At 60.9% G+C, this 22,248-nt stretch carries 15 protein-coding genes; 6 read left to right on the forward strand and 9 right to left on the reverse strand.

The window, feature by feature from the left end; translation table 11 throughout:
• The first annotated feature begins 72 nt into the window (after positions 1-72).
• Positions 73-1,239 carry an alanine racemase gene (gene alr, locus BS627_RS16885; RefSeq protein WP_077984324.1) on the forward strand — a complete coding sequence of 389 codons (1,167 nt, stop codon included), beginning with the start codon at positions 73-75 and terminating at the stop codon, positions 1,237-1,239.
• A 7-nt stretch (positions 1,240-1,246) separates the two neighbouring features.
• Positions 1,247-2,503, forward strand: a complete 1,257-nt coding sequence (locus tag BS627_RS16890; protein WP_077984325.1) for a D-amino acid dehydrogenase — start codon at positions 1,247-1,249, stop codon at positions 2,501-2,503.
• A gap of 49 nt (positions 2,504-2,552) precedes the next feature.
• Here BS627_RS16890 and BS627_RS16895 read toward each other — a convergent pair whose 3' ends face one another.
• Complete coding sequence (locus tag BS627_RS16895) at positions 2,553-3,263, reverse strand: GntR family transcriptional regulator (protein ID WP_077984326.1); 711 nt, start codon at positions 3,261-3,263, stop codon at positions 2,553-2,555.
• Positions 3,264-3,442: 179 nt separating this feature from the next.
• Here BS627_RS16895 and BS627_RS16900 point away from each other — a divergent pair, with 179 nt between their 5' ends.
• A complete protein-coding gene (locus BS627_RS16900; RefSeq protein ID WP_077984375.1) occupies positions 3,443-3,955 on the forward strand; it encodes a BA14K family protein in 513 nt (170 codons plus the stop codon).
• 89 nt (positions 3,956-4,044) lie between these two features.
• Here the strand turns inward: BS627_RS16900 and BS627_RS16905 are convergent, their stop codons facing one another.
• On the reverse strand, positions 4,045-5,409 hold the full coding sequence (locus BS627_RS16905; RefSeq protein WP_077984327.1) for a sigma-54-dependent transcriptional regulator: 1,365 nt from the start codon (positions 5,407-5,409) through the stop codon (positions 4,045-4,047).
• A 1-nt stretch (position 5,410) separates the two neighbouring features.
• Positions 5,411-7,252 (reverse strand): sensor histidine kinase, encoded by a 1,842-nt coding sequence (locus BS627_RS16910; RefSeq protein ID WP_089153263.1) that lies wholly within the window; start codon positions 7,250-7,252, stop codon positions 5,411-5,413.
• A 236-nt stretch (positions 7,253-7,488) separates the two neighbouring features.
• On the opposite strand from BS627_RS16910, the gene BS627_RS16915 reads away from it, so the two are divergent.
• Positions 7,489-8,835, forward strand: coding sequence for a dicarboxylate/amino acid:cation symporter (locus tag BS627_RS16915; RefSeq protein ID WP_077984328.1), 1,347 nt, complete (start codon positions 7,489-7,491; stop codon positions 8,833-8,835).
• A 116-nt stretch (positions 8,836-8,951) separates the two neighbouring features.
• Here the strand turns inward: BS627_RS16915 and BS627_RS16920 are convergent, their stop codons facing one another.
• Positions 8,952-10,304: an aspartate aminotransferase family protein gene (locus tag BS627_RS16920; protein ID WP_077984329.1), complete on the reverse strand. Its 1,353-nt coding sequence runs from the start codon at positions 10,302-10,304 to the stop codon at positions 8,952-8,954.
• Between the two features lie 36 nt (positions 10,305-10,340).
• Positions 10,341-11,075: an SDR family NAD(P)-dependent oxidoreductase gene (locus tag BS627_RS16925; RefSeq protein WP_165691284.1), complete on the reverse strand. Its 735-nt coding sequence runs from the start codon at positions 11,073-11,075 to the stop codon at positions 10,341-10,343.
• Positions 11,076-11,310: 235 nt separating this feature from the next.
• On the opposite strand from BS627_RS16925, the gene BS627_RS16930 reads away from it, so the two are divergent.
• Positions 11,311-12,957, forward strand: a complete 1,647-nt coding sequence (locus BS627_RS16930) for a GNAT family N-acetyltransferase (protein WP_077984330.1) — start codon at positions 11,311-11,313, stop codon at positions 12,955-12,957.
• A 60-nt stretch (positions 12,958-13,017) separates the two neighbouring features.
• Positions 13,018-14,172, forward strand: coding sequence for an amidohydrolase (locus BS627_RS16935; RefSeq protein WP_077984331.1), 1,155 nt, complete (start codon positions 13,018-13,020; stop codon positions 14,170-14,172).
• A gap of 37 nt (positions 14,173-14,209) precedes the next feature.
• Here BS627_RS16935 and BS627_RS16940 read toward each other — a convergent pair whose 3' ends face one another.
• From BS627_RS16940 to bcsA, 4 genes are read right to left on the reverse strand one after another with little or no spacing between them, the layout of a single operon-like run.
• Positions 14,210-16,519 carry a tetratricopeptide repeat protein gene (locus BS627_RS16940; RefSeq protein WP_165691285.1) on the reverse strand — a complete coding sequence of 770 codons (2,310 nt, stop codon included), beginning with the start codon at positions 16,517-16,519 and terminating at the stop codon, positions 14,210-14,212.
• Entirely contained in the window at positions 16,510-17,565 is a 1,056-nt protein-coding gene (locus BS627_RS16945; RefSeq protein ID WP_077984332.1) for a family 8 glycosyl hydrolase, read from the reverse strand. The genes BS627_RS16940 and BS627_RS16945 overlap by 10 nt, the downstream gene beginning before the upstream one ends.
• Entirely contained in the window at positions 17,562-20,042 is a 2,481-nt protein-coding gene (locus tag BS627_RS16950; protein WP_077984333.1) for a cellulose biosynthesis cyclic di-GMP-binding regulatory protein BcsB, read from the reverse strand. The genes BS627_RS16945 and BS627_RS16950 overlap by 4 nt, the downstream gene beginning before the upstream one ends.
• Complete coding sequence (bcsA, locus tag BS627_RS16955; RefSeq protein WP_077984334.1) at positions 20,039-22,228, reverse strand: UDP-forming cellulose synthase catalytic subunit; 2,190 nt, start codon at positions 22,226-22,228, stop codon at positions 20,039-20,041. Before bcsA ends, BS627_RS16950 begins: the two co-directional genes overlap by 4 nt.
• Positions 22,229-22,248: the final 20 nt, after the last annotated feature.

Here is a 22,248-nt window from a genome sequence, read left to right on the forward strand (position 1 = left end):
ATTCGAACAATCGCCAAGAAATTCGACAATCGTTGCAATACCCTCATGGGATAAAAATGAGGGTGAACGACCATGGACATGCAGATCAGCCGCCAGCAGGCAGCCGGTGGTGCAAGCGGCCAGCTGACCATCGATCTCGGCGCATTGCGGGACAACTACCTTAGCCTTGCCGCCCTGGCCCCCGCATCGCAAACGGCGGCGGTCGTGAAGGCCGATGCCTATGGCCTCGGCGCGGATATCGTCTCGCAGACCCTGTTCGAGGCGGGTTGCCGGAATTTTTTCGTCGCCCACATCGACGAGGCGCCGGCACTCAGGATCCGACTTTCGGCAGAAGCGCAGATTTTTGTCCTCAATGGTCTACAGCCCGGCAACGAGACCTCCTGCGCCGCCATGGCCATCACACCGGTTCTGAACTCGCTGGAACAGATCGCCCAATGGTCAGGCCATGCCAGAAAGCTCGGCAAGACACTCACCGCCGCCGTCCAGATCGATACCGGCATGTGCCGCCTTGGGCTCTCGCCCGGGGAGCTTGAAATCCTCTCCGCCGAGCCGCAGCTGCTCGATGGAATTGAGATCGCTTTCGTCATGAGCCATCTCGCCTGCGCCGACGAGCCCGATCATGCCTCGAATGCAGCACAGCTTGCCGTGATGCGCAAGGCCGCCACAGCTTTTCCCGAGACGCCGGTCTGTTTTTCCAATTCGGGCGGTATTTTTCTCGGCAACGACTATCATAATGCTTTGCTGCGTCCCGGCATCGCGCTTTATGGCGGCGCGCCTTCCGCTGCCGGCCCCAACCCGATGAAGCCGGTCGTCCGTCTCGATCTCGCCGTCATCCAGACCCGCACCGTTCCCGCCGGCTCACTCGTCGGTTACGGCGGCTCTTTCACGGCGAGCGGTCCGACACGGCTGGCGACAATCGCTGCCGGTTATGCCGATGGCTTGCCGCGCTCGCTCAGCAATCGCGGCGCGGCGTGGTATAATGGCGTGCGTCTGCCGATTGTCGGGCGCGTTTCGATGGATAGCATCATTCTCGACATATCCGCCCTGCCCGAAGGGGCATTGACCCAGGGCAGCCTTGTGCAGATGATCGGGCCGGACCAGACACTGGAAGACATTGCCGAGGATGCGGGCACGATTGCCTATGAAATCCTGACCGGCCTCGGCCGCCGTTACCGCCGCAGCTATATTCAGCCGGGCATAACCCCGACAACCGCTTCAATATCAGCCAATCACAAGTGAGACGATCATGAACGTCACTATCCTCGGAGCCGGCGTCGTCGGCGTGACATCTGCCTGGTATCTGGCCAAAGCCGGACACAAGGTGACGGTGATTGACCGCCAGCCGGCCGCAGCGCTCGAAACCAGCTTTGCCAATGCCGGCGAGGTTTCCCCCGGTTATTCATCGCCCTGGGCTGCCCCCGGCATTCCGATGAAGGCGATGAAATGGCTGTTCATGAAACATGCACCGCTGATCATTCGCCCAACCGCCGACCCGGCCGCCTGGCGCTGGATGAGCCAGATGTTGCGCAACTGCACCTCGGCGCGTTACGCCATCAACAAAAGCCGCATGGTGCGCGTTGCCGAATATAGCCGTGATTGCCTGATGGCGCTTCGCGAAGAGACCGGCATCGAATACGATCAGCGCATGCAGGGCACGCTGGAGGTGTTCCGCACCCAGAAACAGTTCGACGCCATCGGCAAGGATGTGGACGTGCTGACGGCGGGCGGTGTGCCTTTCGAGATTCTCGACCGCGACGGCTGCGCCGCCATCGAACCCGGCCTTTCTCCTTCGAAGGAAAAGATCGTTGGCGGCCTGCGTTTGCCGGGCGACGAGACCGGCGATTGCTTCATGTTCACGACTGAACTTGCCCGCATGGCAGACGAAGCCGGCGTTACCTTCCTTTACGATACCGGCATCATGCGCCCCATCGTTGAAGCAGGACGCATCAAGGCCGTGGAAACCACCCGGGGGCTGGCGGAGGCCGATATTTTCGTCGCCGCACTCGGCAGCTATTCGCCGCAATTCCTGCGCCAGCTTGGCCTTACTCTGCCGGTTTACCCGGTCAAGGGTTACTCCATCACGGTTCCGATCGTGAAAGAGGAGCGCGCGCCCGTTTCCACGGTCATGGACGAGGCGTTCAAGGTGGCGATCACCCGTCTCGGCTCACGCATCCGGGCCGGCGGCATGGCTGAGATTGCCGGTTTCAGCAAGGATTTGCCGGCCGCACGCCAGGAAACGCTCGCCCATTCGGTGGAAGACCTGTTCGGCGGCGCGGGCGATCAGAACCAGGCGAAATTCTGGTGCGGCCTGCGCCCGATGACGCCCGATGGCACGCCTGTCATCGGCGCCACCCGCTACAGCAATCTCTATCTCAACACCGGCCACGGCACGCTCGGCTGGACCATGTCCTGCGGCTCGGCCCGGGTGCTTGCCGACCTGATCAGCGGAAACAAGCCGGAGATCGATACACACGACCTGGCCATCAGCCGCTACGCCGCCTGAGGCGGGACAGAAAAGCCCCTTCCCGCCGGCAAGGCGGGACAGGCGGCGATCAAAGCGCCAGCGCGTCCCTGAGCGCCAGTCCTTCCTTCATGCGAAGGTCGAGATCGGCTTCGATGTGGTCGAGGTGCCGCAGCATCAGCGCACGGGCTTTTGCCGCATCCTTCGCCTCCAGCGCATCCAGAAGGTCGGCATGGTCATTGTGGCCGCAGCTCGAGACACCCGAGCGACCGTAAAGCGCAATGACCAGCGATGAACGGGCCACCAGCTCATCCATGAATTTCTCGAGAATGGCATTGCCGGCAAGCGCGGCGAGCATCAGGTGAAAATCGCCCGACGCCTTGATCTCCGCACGTCTGGCGGTGGGGCCGCGCTCAAGCTGGTGGCGGCTTTCCTCGACCAGATGTTCCCTCAGCTTCTTCGCCGCCGCAGGGGTGATTTTTTCGATCGCCGCATCCACCACACCGGGTTCGATCAGCCGGCGCGAGGCAAAAACCTGTCGCGCCTCATCCGGCGTCGGGTTGGATACGAAAGCGCCCCGGTTTCGCTCGGCCTTGACCAACCCCTCATAGGCCAGCATCTGAAGGGCCGCCCGCACCACCGTGCGGCTGACCTCGAACAGGGTTCCCACTTCCGCTTCCGACAGTTTCGTCCCCGGTGCAAGCCGCCGGTCGACAATGGCGTCACGCAGCGTATCGCGAATGGCCTGTGCACGGTCTTCATGCGAGGAATCGGGATTGACGGTTATGTGGGAAAGGCTCATCGGTGCGTCCTGTTTACTCTTGAGTTCTAGCGCGAAGTACGGTCCGCGCAAACAGGAATTGCAGGCAGCCGCCGGTCCGCCACAATTCATTCAGCGCCCGTTCAGCAGCCGGACGGTATTTCCTTAACCATCGAATTTGCAACTGGCAGCGCCCTGCCACTTCGATGGAAGAAAACACCATGTCGTCCTTCGCAGCTAAAACAGTTCTGACGATCGCTGTGGCCGCCGCCACGCTCGTTCCCTTCAGCAGCGCATCCGCCGGCGACTGGGATCGCCACGACCGTCGCGACGCCGCCATTCTGGGTGGCGTACTCGGTCTTGCCGCCGGTGTCGCCGTTGGCTCGGCAATGGCGCGCCCGGCGCCGGTGGATGATGAGCGCGTCTATATCGACCCGCCCCGTCGTTATGAGCCGAGCTACGTGTATGAAGAGCCGGATTATCGCTATTATCAGCCGGCACCACAGCCGGTTTATCGCCCCGCTCCGGTCTATCGTCCGGCACCGGTTTACCGCGCCCAGCCGGTCTATGACACCAATCCCGGTTATTACCAGCCGCGCCGGACCTACCGTACCATCGAGCCTTGGACAAATGCCTGGTACGATTATTGCTCGCAGCGCTATCGCAGCTTCAACAGCCGGTCCGGCACCTATGTCGGTAACGATGGTCAGCGCCATTTCTGCGTAGCGGGTTGATCGGGAAGACCGCCAACATAAATACTCCCGTTATTGTCAGGCCGCGGACAGAAACGTCCGCGGCTTTTCCATGAGCGCCCCGCGCTACCTCACGCCGTACCGCTCTTCACATAATCCGCCCGGTTAATGCCGTGGCGCTGCAGCTTGTCGTAAAAGGTCTTGCGGGCGATGCCGAGCGTTGTGATGGTTTCCGCCACGTCTCCGTTCGACTGCTCCAGCGTTTCACGGATGATATTGGCCTCGATCTCGTCCATGCGCTCCGGCAGGGTGCCGGAAGCGGGAATGGCCGATTGTGACGCGATAGTAGCGGCCGGTTCTGCCTCCAGCCCCAGCACCACCCTCTCCGCAAAATGCCCGAGTTCCCGAACATTGCCCGGCCAGTCGTGCTCCTGAAGCCGCCGGGACGTGCCCGCGCTGATTTGTGGCACCGGCATGTTGAAGCGGTTGGCAGCCTTGGTGACGAAATGGGAAAACAGGAGTGGAATATCCGCCTTGCGTTCGCGCAGTGGCGGAATGGACAGCGTTACCACATTTAGCCGGTAGTAGAGATCCTCGCGAAAAGTGCCGCGTTCGGCCGGATCGCCGAGATCCACCTTTGCCGCCGCCACCACGCGAATATCGACCGGCCTTTCCTCGTTTGAACCCAACGGCGAAACTTCACGCATTTCCAGAACACGCAACATCTTCACCTGAACGGCAAGCGGCATGCTTTCGATCTCGTCGAGAAACAGCGTACCGCCGCTCGAATGTTCGATGCGGCCGACACGCTTTTTCTGCGCACCGGTAAAAGCACCCGGCTCATGACCAAAAAGCTCGCTTTCAATCACCGTCTCTGGCAGCGCACCGCAATTCAGCGCCACGAAATTGCCCTTCGCGCGCTTCTTGCTCCAGCGATGCAACGCCGTTGCCACCACTTCCTTGCCGCTGCCCGTTTCCCCCGCCACCAGCACATCCACATCGGTATCGGCTATGTGGCGCAGCGTGGTCCGCAGGCGCTCCATGGCGGGTGTCTGGCCGATCAGCGGCAGATCGTCTTCCGCCTGTCCCACCGCCCGGCGAAGCGCCCGATTTTCCAGCACGAGGCGGCGTTTTTCCAGCGCCCGGCGCGCGCTTTCCACCATGCGTTCGGCGGGAAAGGGTTTGGCGATGAAATCATAGGCGCCATTGTGAAGTGCATCGACGGCCATCGGCACATCGCCATGGCCGGTGATGAGGATGACCGGCAGGTCGGCATCGATCTTGCGGACATGGTCGAAAAATTCGAGACCCGTCATGCCGGGCATGCGCACATCGGTGATGATGATGCCGTCGAAATCCTCGCTCAGGGCCGCAAGCGCCTGCTCGGCGCGGGAAAAGGAAGTAACCGGCAATCCATCGAGTTCCAGCGTCTGCACCATCGCTTTGCGCAATTGGGAATCGTCGTCCACCAGGAATATGGTTCCATCCACCGTCATGTCATGCTCGCTTCAGAAATACGGAAAAACATGTGCCCGCCTCGCTGCTCGCCACCTCGATACGCCCGCCATAATCCGAAGCAATATCGTTGGAGATGACGAGACCGAGGCCGAGACCGCTTTCCTTTGATGTGTTGAAGGGCGAGAAAAGCTGGGCGCGGATGGCCTCCGGAATGCCGGTGCCATTATCGCTGACCGAAATCACGATCATGTCGCTCTCCTCCCGCACCCGCACCTCGACACGCGCGGTGTCAATCGTTTCCGTGGCTTCCAGCGCGTTTTGCAGGAGGTTGATGAGGATCTGTTCGAGCCGGATACGGCTGCCGAGTACCTTCAGATCCTGATCCGGCAGGGCGATTTCCAGCGCATCCATCTGCCCGGAAAAACGGCTACGCAACAGCACGACCGCACCTTCGATGACCAGCCTGACACTCACGGGTTCGGCGGCGGTGCGGCCCTTGCGCGCCAGTATCTTCAGGTCGGTGGTGATGGTGCCGATACGCTCGGTGAGAGCGGCGATATCTTCCAGATTTTCGGTGACTTCCGACAGCCGATCGCGTTTCAGCAAGGTGCGGGCATTATCGGCAAAGGCACGGATGGTCGCCACCGGCTGGTTGATTTCATGCGCTACGCCCGCCGCCACCTGGCCCAGAATGGAAAGACGGTTGGCCTGCACCAGCTCGTGCTGCACATTGCGTAACTCGCCGGTGGTCTTTTCATGCAGGGTAATTTCGGCCTGTAGATGATCGCGTGTTTTCGTCAGGTCGCGGGTGCGCTCCTGCACCTTCATTTCCAGCTCCGCGCGGGCGCGTTGCTCCTCTTCTTTTTCCTTGAGCGCCTTGTGCCTGCGCCACAACCAAAGGGCCGAAAGCGCCATCAGCGGCATCAGCGTCGCCAGCGCCACCACCCTGCCCTCACGAATTATGGCGTTCAGCGTCGGCGCCACAGGCTGGAGATAATGCAGCGTCCATGATGTCGTCGGCACCGGCACTTCCAGCCGCAGATAATCGCCACGCACACTCCCCGGTTCATCGACATGAATGAGCGGAACGCCCTCGCTCGCTCGCCGCGCTGCGCGAAACGGCAGCGTTGAAAGCGCCTCATTGCCGAATTGCAGGCTCTCGGAAATGATTTTCCGCTGCGCCTCGTCAATAGGTGCGACGGTCTTGAAGCGCCATTCCGGCACGCTGGTCATCAACACGACGCCGTTTCTGTCGACCACATAGACCGGTTTGCCTCCGATGTTCCAGTCGGTCTCAAGCCGATTGAACTCAACCTTGGCAATGACGACGCCAAGCGGCCGCCCGTCGGCGGCATCGATGCGGCGGGAGATATAAAGACCCGGTCGGCGGCTGACATTGCCAAGCGCATAATGTTCGGACATGCCGGTCTTCATCGCCGCCTGGAAATATTCGCGGAAAGCATAATTGGAGCCGACAAAGCTGTCGTCCTGCCGCCAGTTACTTGACGCGATGGTCAATCCGGTCGGCCCGGTGACATAGATCACCGAGGACTGCGTGCCTTCGATCAGGCCTTCCAGCTTGCGGTTCAACCGGTCGAGAGCGGGAGCACCACCGCCATCCAGCGCGGCGGCAAGATCGGGATCTCCGGAGAGGACAAGGGGAATGGCGCGCGGCCGCTCCAGCGCGACATTCAGGAGCGCGATCTTCAGTTCGGCATCCGTGGCGGCCTCGGAACCGGCCATGCGCAGCGCCTGATTGCGGGCGAACTCATCGGCCACCAGCAGAACGCCAAGACTGACGAGCAACCACAGGCCCGCCAGCGCCAGCCATTGCGCCCGCCGCTTAGCTTGGGAATGAGGTGCGTGATCCTGATAGGTCATGGGATGATTGTGCGGATTTACGCACAGACATCAAGATATTTTGTCCGGAATTCCGCACAAATGGCCGTGAGCCAGCGAAGCTTCAATAAAAACTACTTTTGAAATCAGCCAGTTACAGCAAATAATCAAGTCTGGCATGCGTATTGCACATGACTCCGCAATCGGCGCGAAGCCGTCAACGACACGGCGATCCCGGGAGGCCAATAAAGGCAGGGTGAGGCCGAGGAGGAAAAAATATGATCGATACGACAGCCGTGGCCGCAGGCCACGCCAAGCAGCCATTCTACAAGCACCTGTATTTCCAAGTTCTGGTGGCCATCATCGCCGGTATCGCGCTCGGCCATTTTTACCCGACTTTCGGCGAACAGCTGAAGCCGCTCGGCGACGGCTTCATCCGCCTCGTCAAGATGATCATCGCTCCCGTCATCTTCCTCACCGTCGCAACCGGCATCGCCGGCATGAACGACATGAAGAAGGTTGGACGTGTGGCCGGCAAGGCCATGATCTACTTCCTGGTGTTCTCCACGCTTGCGCTTATCGTTGGCCTCATCGTCGCCAATACCGTGCAGCCGGGCGCCGGCATGAACATCGATCCCGCCACGCTGGATGCCAAGGCCGTCGCGACCTACGCTGACAAGGCCCATGAGCAGACCATCACCGGCTTCCTGATGAACATCATTCCGACGACCATCGTCGGCGCGTTCGCCAGCGGCGATATCCTGCAGGTGCTGTTCTTCTCGGTGCTCTTCGGCATCGCGCTTGGCATCGTCGGCGAAAAGGGCAAGCCCGTCACCGATTTCATGCACGCCCTGATGTATCCGATCTTCAAGCTGGTCGCGATCCTGATGAAGGCCGCTCCCATCGGCGCTTTTGGCGCGATGGCCTTCACCATCGGCAAATACGGCATCTCGTCCGTCACCAACCTCGCGATGCTGATCGGCACCTTCTACATCACGTCCTTGCTGTTCGTGTTCGTGGTTCTCGGTGCGGTCTGCCGTTACAACGGCTTTTCCATCGTCGCGCTTATCCGCTACATCAAGGAAGAGCTGCTGCTGGTTCTCGGCACCTCGTCTTCGGAAGCCGCCCTGCCGGGCCTGATGAGCAAGATGGAAAAGGCAGGCTGCAAACGTTCCGTCGTCGGCCTCGTCATCCCCACCGGTTATTCTTTCAACCTTGACGGCACCAACATCTACATGACGCTGGCCGCCCTCTTCATCGCACAGGCGACTGGTATCCACCTCTCCTTCGGCGAACAGATCCTGCTGCTGCTCGTGGCCATGCTCTCCTCCAAGGGCGCGGCCGGCATTACCGGCGCGGGCTTCATTACGCTTGCGGCAACCCTCTCCGTCGTACCTTCGGTTCCCGTCGCCGGCATGGCGCTGATCCTCGGCATCGACCGCTTCATGTCGGAATGCCGCGCGCTCACCAACTTCGTCGGCAATGCAGTCGCCACAATCGTCGTTGCCCGCTGGGAAGGAGAACTGGATCAGGAGCAGCTCGCCCGCGTTCTGAGCGGCAAGGAAGAGTTCACCGGCATCGCCGATGTGGATCAGCTTCCGGCATCGGTCCAGCCGGCCGAATAACACGACCTCCCAAGGTCCTGCCTGTCCCGGTTTTCCCGGGCAGGCAAATACAGAAAGCCCGGAGCATCTTGCGATACTCCGGGCTTTTGCGTTGCGGGACTCCAAACCGTGCAGTGTCAGCCTTTCGCGGCCGATGCCTTATCGAGACCGCGTCTTACGCCGGCAAACAGATCGTCCAGCTGCTCGGCCGTGATGATCAGCGGCGGGCAGAAGCAGATCGATTCACCGATCGGCCGGGTGATGACACCTTCGCTTTCGATAGCCGCGGCCAGCGCCAGCGTCGTATCGCCCGGTTTCATGCCCTCCCACGGCTTCACCTCCAGCGCGCCGATCAGGCCGATACCGCGCGAGGAATGAATGAGCGGGTGATCGGCCAGCGCCTTCAGATGACTGAGGAACTTGCCCTCCAGCCGGGCGACATTCCCGACCAGATCGCGCTCCTGAATGATCTTCAGGTTTTCCAGTCCCACAGCCGTCGCGACGGGATGGCCGGAGGCGGTGTAACCATGGCCGAAAGAGCCGATACGGTCGGATTCGTCGGCAATCGGCTGGTAGAAATTGTCGTTCATGATGATCGCCGAAAGCGGCATGTAGGACGACGAAATCTGCTTGGAGACGACAAGCACATCCGGCTCGATGCCATAGGTCTCGCAGGCGAACATCTTGCCGGTTCGACCGAAACCGCAGATCACCTCATCCACCACAAGCAGAATATCGTATTTTTTCAGGATCGCCTGCACGCCCGCCCAATAACCTTCCGGCGGCAAAAGAACGCCGCCCGCGCCCATGACCGGCTCGCCCCAGAAAGCGGCAATCGTTTCGGGGCCTTCGCGGAGGATCAGATCCTCAAGCTCTTTCAGGATGCGCGCGGTGAAATCCCCCTCGCTTTCCCCTTCCTTTCCAAAATGCACATAGGAGGGGCAGGCCGTATGCAGCATCCGGTCCAGCGGCAGGTCAAAACTTTCATGGTTACGCGGCAGGCCGGTGATCGAGGCCGAGGCGATGGTTACGCCATGATACCCCTTGATGCGGCCGATGATCTTCTTCTTGTCTCGCCTGCCCAGCGCATTCGAGCGATACCAGACCATCTTGGCGACGAGATCGTTTGCCTCGGAGCCGGAGGAGGTGAAATGCACCTTGGACATCGGCACCGGTGAAAGCTCGATCAGCAACTCGGCGAGATCGACCGACGGGCCGTGAGTCTTATAGGAAAAGGTGTGGTAATAGGGCAGCTTCTGCATCTGCTTCGTTGCCGCTTCCACCAGCCGCTGCTCACCGAAGCCGAGCGCCACCGACCACAGCCCCGCCATCGCCTCGATATAGCGCTTGCCGCTGCTGTCGGTGACATAGATGCCCTCACCGCTCTCGATCACCAGACCGCCGGTCTTTTCGAATTTGCGCAGATTGACGTTCGGATGCATCTGATAGGCGATATCGCGTGCCTCGACGGAATTCGGCAGAATGGTCATCGATAAAGGCTCCATTTTTGGTTGATGCTCGGCGCGTCAGACGTGCTGGCCGCCATTGATGTGAATTTCCGCGCCGTTGATGTAGCTCGACTGTTCCGAGCAGAGGAAATAGATGGTCTGCGCCACCTCGGCCGTGGTGCCGAGCCGTCCAAGCGGCACCTGGGCTTCCACCAGTTCGGCCGTTCCGGGCGAAAGGATGGCGGTGTTGATCTCGCCCGGCGCAATCGCATTGGCGCGCACGCCGCGCGGGCCGAACTCATGCGCCAGTTCGCGCGTCAGCGCCGCAAGCGCCGCCTTCGACGTGGCATAAGCCACGCCGGCAAAAGGATGCACCCGTGAGCCGACAATCGATGTGACGTTGACGATGGAACCCTTTGCCGCTTCCAATTCCGGCAAAAGCGCGCGGGCGAGCAGCGCCGTCGAAACGAGATTGACGTTCAGCACCCGCGTCCAGATTTCCGCCGTCGTATCCATGACACCGAGGCGGCTACCGCCCTCCCCCTTCGGCGAAATTCCGGCATTGTTGACAAGCGCCGCAAGCTTTCCCTCCGGCAGGCGTGAGCGCACCTCGTTCGCGAGATCGCCAATGCGGGACAGGTCCTCCAGATCGGCCTGAATATGGCTCTCCCGCGCAGACGGCCAACGGCATTCCTCGGAGAAAGGTTGTCGCGATACGGTGAGAATTCTCCAACCTTTTTCCTGAAACAGCTTGACGGTGGCGTGCCCTATTCCGCGGCTGGCGCCGGTCAAAAGCATGAAAGGAACAGCCATATGAGAACTCCTGTGCCACGCGGGCCGTTGAGCCGGCCGCGCATTCAGCCCGGCATGTTAGAGCGCCGCCACCGGCTGACAAGGTCTTTTTTGTCGCGGCGCGGCGTTGGTGGATCGGCGACGGGCTAATCCCATTTGATGCACGGCTTTCACCCGAAGGGAATATTTGAAGCCGACCGTTTACCCATAAAATGAAGCCTCCCGAATGTGTGATCAGTATTGGGAGGGGGCAAGAATGCGCATCGATATCATCGACACGGACGCCGGCTTCGAGGCGATCCGCGAAAACTGGGATGCGGTGTTCATGGCCGATCCCCATGCCCGGCATTTCCTCTCTTGGGGGTGGCTCAGGGATTACATGCCGCGCCGCAGGCGCTGGTTCATTCTTGCGCTGCGCGAACGACAGGAAGGCTCGCCCTATGTGGCGTTTTTCCCGCTGCGCATCGTCACCGAACCGGACAAAAAAACCGGACGCTTCCACGACAGCATCGTCATGGCCGGCAATGCGGCGGCGGATTACACCGGTTTCATCACCCTGCCGGATTATGAAAATCGCGCAGTCGCCGGCTTCTGTTCATACATACGGCAACAGAACTGGACCGAGCTGAAGCTCGATTATCTTTGCGGCCCGCCGGAACGCCGCGACGCGATGATCCGCGCACTTCAGGGCCCGCTCGTCATGTTTCGTGACAACATGCCGACCAACCCCTACAACATTAACAATTGCATCTGCCCGGTCGTGACCCTGCCGGAGACGTTCGACGGCTATCTCGACAGCCATATGAGCAGCCAGACCCGGCAGAAGCTCAGGCGTTTCCTGAGAAAAGTGGAGGGCGGCGACGAATATCGCATCACCTTTGCAACGCGGGAAACAATCAGGCGGGATATGGACATCCTGTTCGATTTCTGGCGCATCCGCTGGGCGCCGCATAAGGGCAAGGAACGCACAGAGCTTCTGATCGGCGCGACGCGGCAGATGCTGATGGATGTCTATATCCGTGGCGATCTGGAAGTACCGGTATTGTGGTTCGGCGAACAGCCGCTGGGGGCACTCGCCAATATCATCGACCGCCAGAAGAAATCGGTCCTGTTCTACATTACCGGCCGCGACGAAAACTGGAAGACCCCTTCCCCCGGCCTCGTGCTGCATGGCCATTGCATTCGCAGGGCAATCGAGCAGGGTTTTAAAACCTATGATTTCCTGCGCGGTAACGAGCCTTACAAATATTTCTTCGGGCCGGAGGAGCAGAAGCTGAGCTGCACGCTGTTCCGCACCCGCTCGGGCGACAATCTCGGCGGCAAGCTTCACCCGCGCAGCATCCGTTTTGTCTACGAACAGGCCCTCAAGCTCTATAAGGCAGGCCAGAAGGCGGCCGCCAATATTGCCTTCGCGCAGGTACTGACTGCGGCGCCGGACCATCTCGGCGCCCAATTCGGGCTCGCCAATCTATTGTTCGACCGGGGCGAATTCCGGGAGGCCGAAATCGCCTTTCTCAGCCTTCTGGCCGCCGGGCAGGAACCCGTCGTCCTTTGGCTGCGTATCGGCGAGGCGCGGCTGGCGCAGCAGCACTACCACGAGGCGTCCGAGGCCTTCCGCCAGGTGACCAACCGCGCGCCTTTCCACCGGGAAGCGCTTTACAAATGCGCCGTGGCGCTGATTGCCGCTGAAAGAACGATGGAAGGTGCGGAAATCCTCGACAGGCTGCAGCACTATCACTCGGACGATGCAGCCCATCTGGAATATGCGGAAAAGGCCCGTGCAGCCCTTGCCCGGCTGGAACTGGCAAAGGCGAAGGTTCCGCTGCCGGCCGATGTCGTCACGCTCTCCATCAAGCCGAAAGCGGCAGGCAAGCGCTGGCACCCGCCAAAGGTTTTGCATTAAAGGCAACGCCCTGTAAGTTGCGGCAGGAAAAACCGGCCGGTCGACTTGCAAGGATGTTTGATGTTTCTGACCAACAAGGACATGCTCGATCTCATTGAGCTTCGCCATGATCTGCACCGTCATCCGGAAATTTCCGGCGAGGAGAAGCAAACGGCGCGGCGCATCCGCGCTTTCCTCGAGCGGGCGCAGCCCGACCAGCTTTTCACCGCTCTCGGCGGCCATGGCGTAGCTGCGGTCTATGACAGCGGCAAAAGCGGCCCGGCGATTCTGATCCGTTCGGAACTCGATGCTCTGCCCATTCACGAAAAGAGTGACGCCGAATACCGCTCCGGCACCGACGGCAAGGGCCATCTTTGCGGCCATGACGGCCACTCCACCATTCTGACGGCGCTTGCGCTCGGCCTTTCTCGGCAGCGCCCGGAGACCGGCCGCGTCATCCTTCTGTACCAGCCGGCGGAAGAAACCGGCGCGGGCGCCGCCGCCGTCCTCGCCGACCCGCACTTTGGGCAGATAAAGCCGGATTATTCCTTTTCGCTTCACAACCTCCCCGGCCTTCCTTTCGGCCATGTCAGCGTCGTGGAAGGTCCGGTCAACTGCGCGTCACGCGGGATCAAATTCCGCCTTTCCGGCAAGACCGCGCATGCGTCTTCGCCCGAACATGGCATTTCCCCGATGCAGGCAATATCCTGGCTGATGCCGGCCTTGGCCGAACTGGGCTCCGGTTTCCCGCCCGAACCCGATTTTTCCATGGTGACGATCACCCATGCCGCGATGGGCGAAGCCGCCTTCGGCATTTCCCCAGCCGATGCTGAAATCTGGGCGACACTCCGGACACTGACCGACGACCGGATGGAAAAACTCTGCGAGGCTGCGGAAACGCTGGCTAAAAAGGCGGCGGACAAACAGCAGCTGACACTCGACGTCACCTATGACGATATTTTCCTGCATTGCGAAAACGCGCCTGACGCGGTCGGGCACATCCGGCGCGCGCTGGACGAGGAGAAAATCTCCCACGGTTCGGAGGGGCTGCCCATGCGGGCTTCCGAGGATTTCGGCCGCTTTCGCGCCGTTTCGTCATCGGCGATGTTCTTTCTCGGCGCAGGCCGGGATTATCCCAACCTGCACAATCCGGATTACGACTTTCCGGATGCGCTGATCGGCACCGGCGCGCGCATTTTCATGCGCATCATCCGCAACCTGTCCGACGCAAAATAGCAGCGGCCGAAGACATCCAGCCACGATCAGCCGAACGTCAGCCGCCCTGGGGGCCGTTGCTCGGCCGGGCGGCGCGCACCGCAGCCAGCCCGCGGATACCATCCTTGTTTCCGATAGCCGTCAGGCTTTCGAAAATCTGGGCGGCCTCACCATAACGGCGCATGGCGAGGTAGGAATAACCGCGCAGCACCATCAGGTCAGTGCGTTCATCCGCCAGCCGCGCGCGCTGATCGAGCAGGAGAAGAGTTTCAACATATCGCTTCGACCCGAATGCGGAAACCGCTCGATCGGCAAGGATCGCGACTTGCAGTTCCGTCGCACGCGGGCGATCCATGTGCGACTTCGTTGCCGAGACGGCTGCACGGTCCGTCAAGCCCATGCGCAGATAGGCAAGGCTCTGGCCATAGGCCGCATCGCTTTTGACATTGGACTGACCGCTTTCTATCGCGGATTCGAAAGCTTTGAGAGCCTCCGCCGGCCGGTTCGTCTCCATCAGGCACCAACCGAGATCGAGCGCCTGCTGTGGCGGCAAACGTTGCGGATCGGGATAGGCAACGCAGGAGCGTGGGCGCGATGCGGCGCTTGTTTCCCTTCGCACCTGCACTACGCGGCGCGCCTGCTTGCGCGAAGGTTCAGGTTGCTGGACGACGGGTGGATTATACACCACCGCCGTTTCCCCCTGCGGGGCATTGGCCTGCAGGGGCGGCGGCGTCACCTGTGCCGCAACCGCCTGCCCGGACTGATCCACCATGCGCGCGGTTCCCACATCGGCGATACGTTGCGAACGGCCTCCCCATTGCTGCTGGATGCCGCGCAGGCCGGCAAGATTGCGAAGATCGTGATAGCTGACGGCCATGCCGTAGGCTGATGGCTCATCATCGGGTTTCCAGCCAAGGGCCGTACTGAACCATTGCAAAGCGAGCGGCGTCTGCCGGAAGGCAAGCGAGTACCAGCCGAATTGCTGCGCCGTCGCCGCATCCTTGCGCGCCACCGTTTCGGCGGCGATACGTTGCAGCACATCGGGAGGTAGAACGACCGGCGGCTCCAGCGCCAGAAGATTGGCGGTTGCGGCGAGATAGGTCGCAAGCGCTTCGTCGGATGCGTTGCGCCATTTATACATGACGTCCTCGGCCTCACGCGGCTCGTTACGGTCGATCAGCGCCAGCGCCAGACCCTGCGACGCCGACGCGCTGTCTTCTTCTTCCCGCGCCTTGCGGAACCATTTTTCCGCCTCCGCCATGTTCTTCTGCCGGATATTGTACCAGCCGAGCAGCAGGGCGTCGCTTGCAAGCTTGTCGGTCTCGGCAAGTCGCTGAAGCCGCATCACATAGGTCGAGGGAACGTTGACGCCCTCCTTCTCCCCTGCCTTTGCCACGAACTGACGGGCGAGATCATTCTTGACCGGTTCGAATTCCAGTTGACCGTCCACACCCGGTTTTTCCCTGGCAAGCAGCTCGTCCATCATTTCCGCCGGCAAAAGCGCGGATGCCTTCTGCACGGTGGCGAGCCTGTCGCTGGCGACAGTGCAATTGTTGAGAATGTAGAGATAGGCGTCGCGCGCCCGTCCCATCCGGTCGGTATTGGCGAAAGCATCGGCAACCCGCCACAGCACATCGACCTCGCCGCAGGTCAGCAGGCCGGGGTTGTTGGCAGCTGTATCCACCACTGTTGCATATTGCTTGAGATCGGAAGCATTAACGAGGCGCTGGCGCGCTTCGGCAAGGGAAAGCATGCCCATCAGATTGTCGGGCGCCTGCCAGCCGGGCTCCGCCTGCTGGCGGTCGGCAATCGCTTTCCGCACCTCGGCATAACGGCCGTCGGTATAAAGCTGCCACATCGCGTCGAGCTGAGGATCGCCGTTTTCGGGAATGGCGAGAGGATCGGCAGGCGGCGTCCAGTTGGGATAGAGCGCGCGCAGGCGCGCGATTTCGGCTTGAAGACGCTGCGTATCGCCCCTCGCCGCGAAATAGCGCAATGCGCTCAAATCGACCTCGGGCATATCGGCCGAGGCAGGCTGGGTGGCACGAGGGGCCGGTGCCTGCGTCGTCTTCGTTTGCGGTGCCTGCCCGGCAGACGGCGTGACCGGCAAGGGGTCGGTCGCCGGCACCGTCACCGGCGGTGTCTCGGGCTGCGTTACCTGCGCCATTTCACGGTTCTTGACGAAAGCATTTATCTGCGCCGGATTGGCCGCAGTCGACAAAACACGCTGCGTCGTCCGGTTGTCGCCGACCGCCGAGGTATGCACCTCCGACACCCGCCCGAGGATGCTGTCACGCCAGTGGAAGGCGGCGAGCGCTATAAGAAGCAGAATGAGAGCCGAGGTCGACAGTGGCTTGTTCATCGGCATTCCCCGTTATTCCTTGCCAGAAACGACAATGCCAGAAGATGCAATGTGGAAGGATAATAAAGTGTTGGCTGGAAATTCTTAAGTTCGGCGGAAACGTCCGGCCCGCCGCCGATACAGGCTGCGAGCGCCGGGATGATGCGATAGCCGGGATCGGACAGGACATCCTTGACCGCGCCGCTCCTCAGATCGAAGGTTCCGGCAGCGCCGCTTTCCAGCGTCATGCCGCTTTTCAGCCGGGCAAGCAGCACCGGCGATCCCATATTCGCCCTTGCCAGATAAAGCGGTATGCGCACCGCATTATAGCCGAATTCCGGCGGGAAGCCCGATGCTGGCTGCGGCTTCGTCTTCACCGATACCCAGTCGGCCGGCAGTTTTCGATCGCTGAAAGCGAATGTCTCGATCTGCGCCGCACCGTCATCGGCAATGGCTTTCCAAAGCGGCGATGGCGCAACAAGATTGAGTACCGGAAAGGCCTCGAAAATCAGATAGGAAGGATTGAGCACTGGCCCGTCCTCCCGGTCATCCTCGTTAAAACCGCTGGCCGCCGGCAAAAGCAGCGTTCGCCCGCCGCGTCGCACCACCGTCTTCTTGAGAATGGCGGATGCGATGGCTGCCGATGCTTGGGCATAATCCTGCCGGTTCCATTGCCCTGCCGCCAGCGCCAACGCATAAGCGATCAGAATGTCGCCATCCGTGGCGTTGTTGATATCGGTTATATGCGGCTTGATGCGCGGATCCCATTTCCAGGCGGAAAGCCCGTCGTCACGCACCAAAAGCTCGGTGCGCGTGAAACTCCAGATCAGCTCGAAGTCGGACAGGTTGTCGGCAAGCACGGCAAGCCACATGCCGTAGCCCTGGCCTTCGCTATGGCTGATATTGCCGTTGCCCGTATCGATGACGCGGCCGCCGGGATCGAGAAACGCGCCTTTATAGGCGGACCACGCCTCCGGCGAAACCGAAGCGGCGCGGCTGACGGAAATACCTGCAATCATCGTCATCATGGACAGGAAGAAAATACCGGCCAGTTTCGAAATTCCGCTCTTCATCGATGCCGTCCCATCATGCGCAGCATCGCGAAAGTGGCGAGGCCAAGGAGAGACACGAAACCGATGAACGCCAGCGAATAGGAAAGAACGTTGGAAGACAACCAGTTGGCGGCGATCAGCCTCCAGTTGGAAAGGGAAAACGCCCGCGTGACGTAAAAATAAGGCCGCTCCACCTCCACTGTCTCCAGCTTTTCGGCAGCGGCATCGTAAGCGGCAACACGTCCCCTCACGCCGCTCCAGCGGTTTTCCCGTGTCATCGCCGCCATCCCGTCACGAAGTTCGGCTGAAGTCGGTGCAGTGGCAAGCGTCCACACCCCCTCGCCGGAGGGGCTCAGCCCCTGGGCCAGCATGAAGGAGACATTGCTTGGCGGCGCATAGAGCTGCTCGGCTGCCGGCAGGAAGCGCAGCGTATCCGAACTCAGGTCGAAATTCCGCTTCATCCACTCCTCGAGGGAGGACACCTGCCCCTCCCAGACACCGCCATCCACCCGCTCGCGCCAGTCGTTGAAAAGGGTATCGCTGCTTTGGGCGGGCGGCTGGACGCCGGTTCCCATTTTCCAGGAAATCTGGCTGGAGGAAACGAGATTGAACTGGCCGATCAATGCCTGCGGGAACTGCGAAATCGTGCCGACGAACAGCGCGTCGCGATCGCCGATCACCAGTGGCGAGGCGACAGTCTCAATGTCGATGGGATGCCCCGCCACGCTTGCCAGACGGCTGATCAGCGTCGCTGCCGCAGACATGGTATCGGTGTCGAAACGGTCGAGTGACAGGGCAACAGGTGCTCCGCCGGTCCGATAGGGTTGTCCGGCCCCCGCCATCGCGGCGAGATCCGGCTTGCGGCCGATCTGCGCATAGTCCGGAATATGAAGTTCCGACGTGTCGAACAATGCAAAACGCGGCGTCGTGCTGGCGGGCGCGCCGGGGGCGCAGGCCTGATCCTGTGCCGTCATCAACACCGCCTCGATGGTCACCTTGTTCGGCCCGGGCTTGAAATGACGCATCGTCACATTGATCGGCAGATGCCGGAAAATGCCGCCGCCATTGTTGGAAATCGGCACGGTCGAGGCTATCTGGTCATTGACGTAGATATCGACATGGCTGCCCGGCAGTACCTGCGACGAATAGGCGGCGTCGAGGAGAAGCGACGCCTCACCATAGGCAGATGCGTAAAAATCAGCCGGCATGCCGACATAAAATTCGTTGCGGAAACGCCGCCCGCCAAATTCGGTGCTTTCGAGACCAAGTTCGGAAAGCGCGATACGACGATCAGACATGATGAGCGGCACATCCGGCGCATGCCAGCTGCGGGTCGAAAAAGTCGTTCTCTGCGCACCGGGGGTGCGCGATATCGACGAAAACAACGTTTCAATTGCCGCCTGCACCGCCTGAGAGGTGGGACCGCTCACAAAAAGCGGGGAAAGAGCGCCCGGCGCGGCAGCGCCGAAGCCGGCGAAAGCGCCTGCCGAAGCCTCGGGTGGCAGCGTTCCTGCGATCCCGGCGATCTCACGGGCGGTGCCGACGAAGACCGTCAGCGTGCCCGCCTTGCGTTCAGGGGAAGGAGCAGCCACGAAGCGGATCGTCTGGTTCGGCATCTGGGTTCGGAGCGCCAGCGCCTGTGAAAGGCGCAGGAGAGAATCCGCAAATGCCGGATTTCCGAGTGCCGGTGCGACAATCTCGATCGACGTCATCGCCTTGCCATCCGGCCCGGTCGCCTGAATATCGTCGATATTGGTAAAGCTTCCGGCGACATCCGCATTAAAGCCGATATAGGTATTGCCAGGGTCAATATCGGTCCACAGATCATAGGTGGACTGGATCGTGCAATCGGTTCTATGGCGTTGCTGTACGCCCAGTCTCACGACATTAGAGCCGACCTGCAAGACACCGGGCGGAATCGTCAAGGAGACATTGCCTTCGCTGTCGGGCGCTTCGATACGCGCCGGATCCAGCGCGACATTGTTCAGGCTGACCTGAAAATTCGAGCTTTCCGGCGCGACGACAATGGCGTTCTGATACCCGATATTGAGCGAAACGGCGGCGTTCACCTGTTCCGGCGTCAGGTAGATACTCCATTGCCGCCGATCCATCTCACCGGAAAGGCTGAGCTTTTCATAAGGCAGGATGTAACGTCGGCGGCTGTCGGCGTTGAGCGACGGTGCTGGAGCAGGTCCTGCGCCCTCCTGACGCGGAGGAGCCGCAACCGGCGGCGGCAACGGAACGGCGGGGCTCTGCTGCGACTGCGGCGCGGGCTGAACGGCAAATGGCGGCGGGGTGGATGGCTGAGACGACGACCGGGCCGGCATCTGGGCAGGCGGCAGCTGATACGGTGCGGCAGGCGGCTCGGGTGTCGGAGCAGTTTGGGCGGGCCGTTCCGGCGACATGTCGAAAGGAGAGGACTGCGCCATAGCGCCCGTGGTGACGGCTCCCCATACCAATATTGCCAGAGAATCCCGGATGGGTTTACGGTCGGTCATTTTACCGCTCCGACAGATTTGACGTCTCTGGGCGCAGGCCGAAGCGTCCGGACCAGATAATAAAGGCCGCGCTGCGTCTGGAAGAGCGCGATCGCCAAGAAGATGGCGGTGCCGCGTATAAGGCCGGGGTTCTTGCGGCGCACCCGCTGGAATTCGCTCCACTGTTCCGAATTGGCGAAGATCAGGTCCGCAATCAGGCGGTGATCGACGGCGCGTTGCGGCGAAAACGTACAGCCGATCGAGATGAACCCCTCGCCCTTCACCGTTCGCACCACGTTGACAGGCATGGTTTCCGGCACGCCCTCACTATGCGGCCTGACCTTCACGATGGCTGTGGCGCCTTTTTCGATGGTTGTCGCGCTGTCGAAGAGATTGATCAGCAGGCCATGAACAGACACGTTATCGATGGAAGCCGGCACCCAGGCGTCGCTGCCCTCGAGCTTGACTTCGCAACGCCGTTTGACCGTTATGCGCCGCGACGCCGACTTGTCGCCGCGCTCGGAGACGACACCGAGCGCACAGCCCGCGAAGATGAGATTGAGCAGGTTCCAACCGCCGACCACGAGCGTGACATCCGCCTTGTAAGGCTCGCTGTAGATGTGCCAAACTGCAAAGGCCATTGCCACCACCAGCAGCGCGAAAATGACGAAAAACGGCCGGCTGATTTCCGAAAGCCGCGCCTCGGCGATGGATTCGTCCTTCGCCGTCACCTTGAAGGTGGGCTTGCCGGGATTGAAGATCACCGAAACGACGGCGGGCAGGAGGTGAACCGTCTGTACATATTCGTAAAGTTCCGAAATCCACGGCCAGCGGAAGCTGCCATAGAGATAGTTCTGCATCATCAGGTTCACGAGCATATAGGCCGCCGTATAGGCCAAAAACTCGCCGCCGGAAGCCACGAAAATCTGCAGGTCGAAGAACAGGTAGAACAGCGGTGCGAACAGGAAGATGGTGCGCGGGAACGGAAACAGCCAGAACAGCGTCGACGACATGTAGCAGAGGCGTTGCGTAAAGGAGAGACCGCGCCGGAAAAGGGGCTGGCGGAAGATCAGGATTTGCATCATGCCCTGCGCCCAGCGGCTGCGCTGGCCGATAAAGCTTGCGAAGGTCGCCGGCTGCAGCCCGGCGATCAGCGGCTTGTCGACATAAATGCTGTTCCAGCCGCGCGAATGCAGCGCCAGGGCCGTTTCGCAATCTTCCGTGATGCTGACACCGCTGAACCCTTCGGTATCCTGCAACGCCTCACGCCGTAGCACCGCGGCCGAGCCGCAGAAGAATGCACCGTTCCACTTGTCGAGGCCGCGCTGGATGATGCCGTAAAACATCTCGTTTTCGCTGGGCATCGTCTCGAAGGTGCGCAAATTGCGCTCGATGGGATCGGGATTGACGAAGAAATGCGGCGTCTGAACGAGAAAGAGCCGCGGGTCCTCTTCGAAATAGCCAACCGTTTCCAATAGGAAGTCGCGGGCGGGCGCGTGGTCGGCGTCGAACACGGTCACGAGCTCGCCGGTCGAATGGGCAAGCCCGTTATTGAGATTTCCGGCCTTGGCGTGGACGTTGCGCTCGCGCGTCAGATAACGCACATCGAGATCCTCGCAGAGCTTCTTCAACTCCTCGTGGCGGCGCTGCGCCGCCTGCGCCTCGACGATATTGCTGGCGTTGCGCTTTTGCACCGAGCCACCATCGTCCAGCAGCCAGACGGTAAACCGGTCGGCCGGATAATCCATGTTCTTGGCCGCTGCGAGCGTATTGGCGAGAAGCTCCGCGTCCTCGTTATAGCTCGGCACGAAGACATCCACCGTCGGCCGGTAATCGGGTGAACCGGGCCTCGCCTTGCGCGACGGCAACGGCATCGATACGATGACGAGGCTGAGCGCCAGCATAATGACGCTATACATTTCCGCCAGATAGAGCAGAAAGCCGGGAATGAAGTTCTCAAGCTGATTGACGGGCGGCAGCGTGCTGGTGGTGCGCCAGTAGACATAGCGCAGCACGATGGCCGTGCCGAAACCGAGCGCGACCAGACGCCAAGCCCCCTGCCCGTTGAAACTTTTGATCGTCGCCAGCAGAATGAGGGAAATCGCCGTGGCGACCAGATGCGTCTGCAGGCTGACCGGCATCGTGACGATGGCCAGAACGCAAACCGAAACAAGTAACCAGACAATGATTGTGATGGCCTTGCTCATCTAGAAACTTTCCGTTGTCT

This window comes from Agrobacterium salinitolerans (assembly GCF_002008225.1).
GTDB classification, from domain to species: Bacteria; Pseudomonadota; Alphaproteobacteria; order Rhizobiales; family Rhizobiaceae; genus Agrobacterium; species Agrobacterium salinitolerans.

Coding starts and splice junctions, on each gene's coding strand:
- alr (WP_077984324.1), top strand. CDS start 73: ATGGACATGCAGATCAGCCGCCAGCAGGCAGCCGGTGGTGCAAGCGGC.
- BS627_RS16890 (WP_077984325.1), top strand. CDS start 1,247: ATGAACGTCACTATCCTCGGAGCCGGCGTCGTCGGCGTGACATCTGCC.
- BS627_RS16895 (WP_077984326.1), bottom strand. CDS start 3,263: ATGAGCCTTTCCCACATAACCGTCAATCCCGATTCCTCGCATGAAGAC.
- BS627_RS16900 (WP_077984375.1), top strand. CDS start 3,443: ATGTCGTCCTTCGCAGCTAAAACAGTTCTGACGATCGCTGTGGCCGCC.
- BS627_RS16905 (WP_077984327.1), bottom strand. CDS start 5,409: ATGACGGTGGATGGAACCATATTCCTGGTGGACGACGATTCCCAATTG.
- BS627_RS16910 (WP_089153263.1), bottom strand. CDS start 7,252: ATGACCTATCAGGATCACGCACCTCATTCCCAAGCTAAGCGGCGGGCG.
- BS627_RS16915 (WP_077984328.1), top strand. CDS start 7,489: ATGATCGATACGACAGCCGTGGCCGCAGGCCACGCCAAGCAGCCATTC.
- BS627_RS16920 (WP_077984329.1), bottom strand. CDS start 10,304: ATGACCATTCTGCCGAATTCCGTCGAGGCACGCGATATCGCCTATCAG.
- BS627_RS16925 (WP_165691284.1), bottom strand. CDS start 11,075: ATGGCTGTTCCTTTCATGCTTTTGACCGGCGCCAGCCGCGGAATAGGG.
- BS627_RS16930 (WP_077984330.1), top strand. CDS start 11,311: ATGCGCATCGATATCATCGACACGGACGCCGGCTTCGAGGCGATCCGC.
- BS627_RS16935 (WP_077984331.1), top strand. CDS start 13,018: ATGTTTCTGACCAACAAGGACATGCTCGATCTCATTGAGCTTCGCCAT.
- BS627_RS16940 (WP_165691285.1), bottom strand. CDS start 16,519: ATGCCGATGAACAAGCCACTGTCGACCTCGGCTCTCATTCTGCTTCTT.
- BS627_RS16945 (WP_077984332.1), bottom strand. CDS start 17,565: ATGAAGAGCGGAATTTCGAAACTGGCCGGTATTTTCTTCCTGTCCATG.
- BS627_RS16950 (WP_077984333.1), bottom strand. CDS start 20,042: ATGACCGACCGTAAACCCATCCGGGATTCTCTGGCAATATTGGTATGG.
- bcsA (WP_077984334.1), bottom strand. CDS start 22,228: ATGAGCAAGGCCATCACAATCATTGTCTGGTTACTTGTTTCGGTTTGC.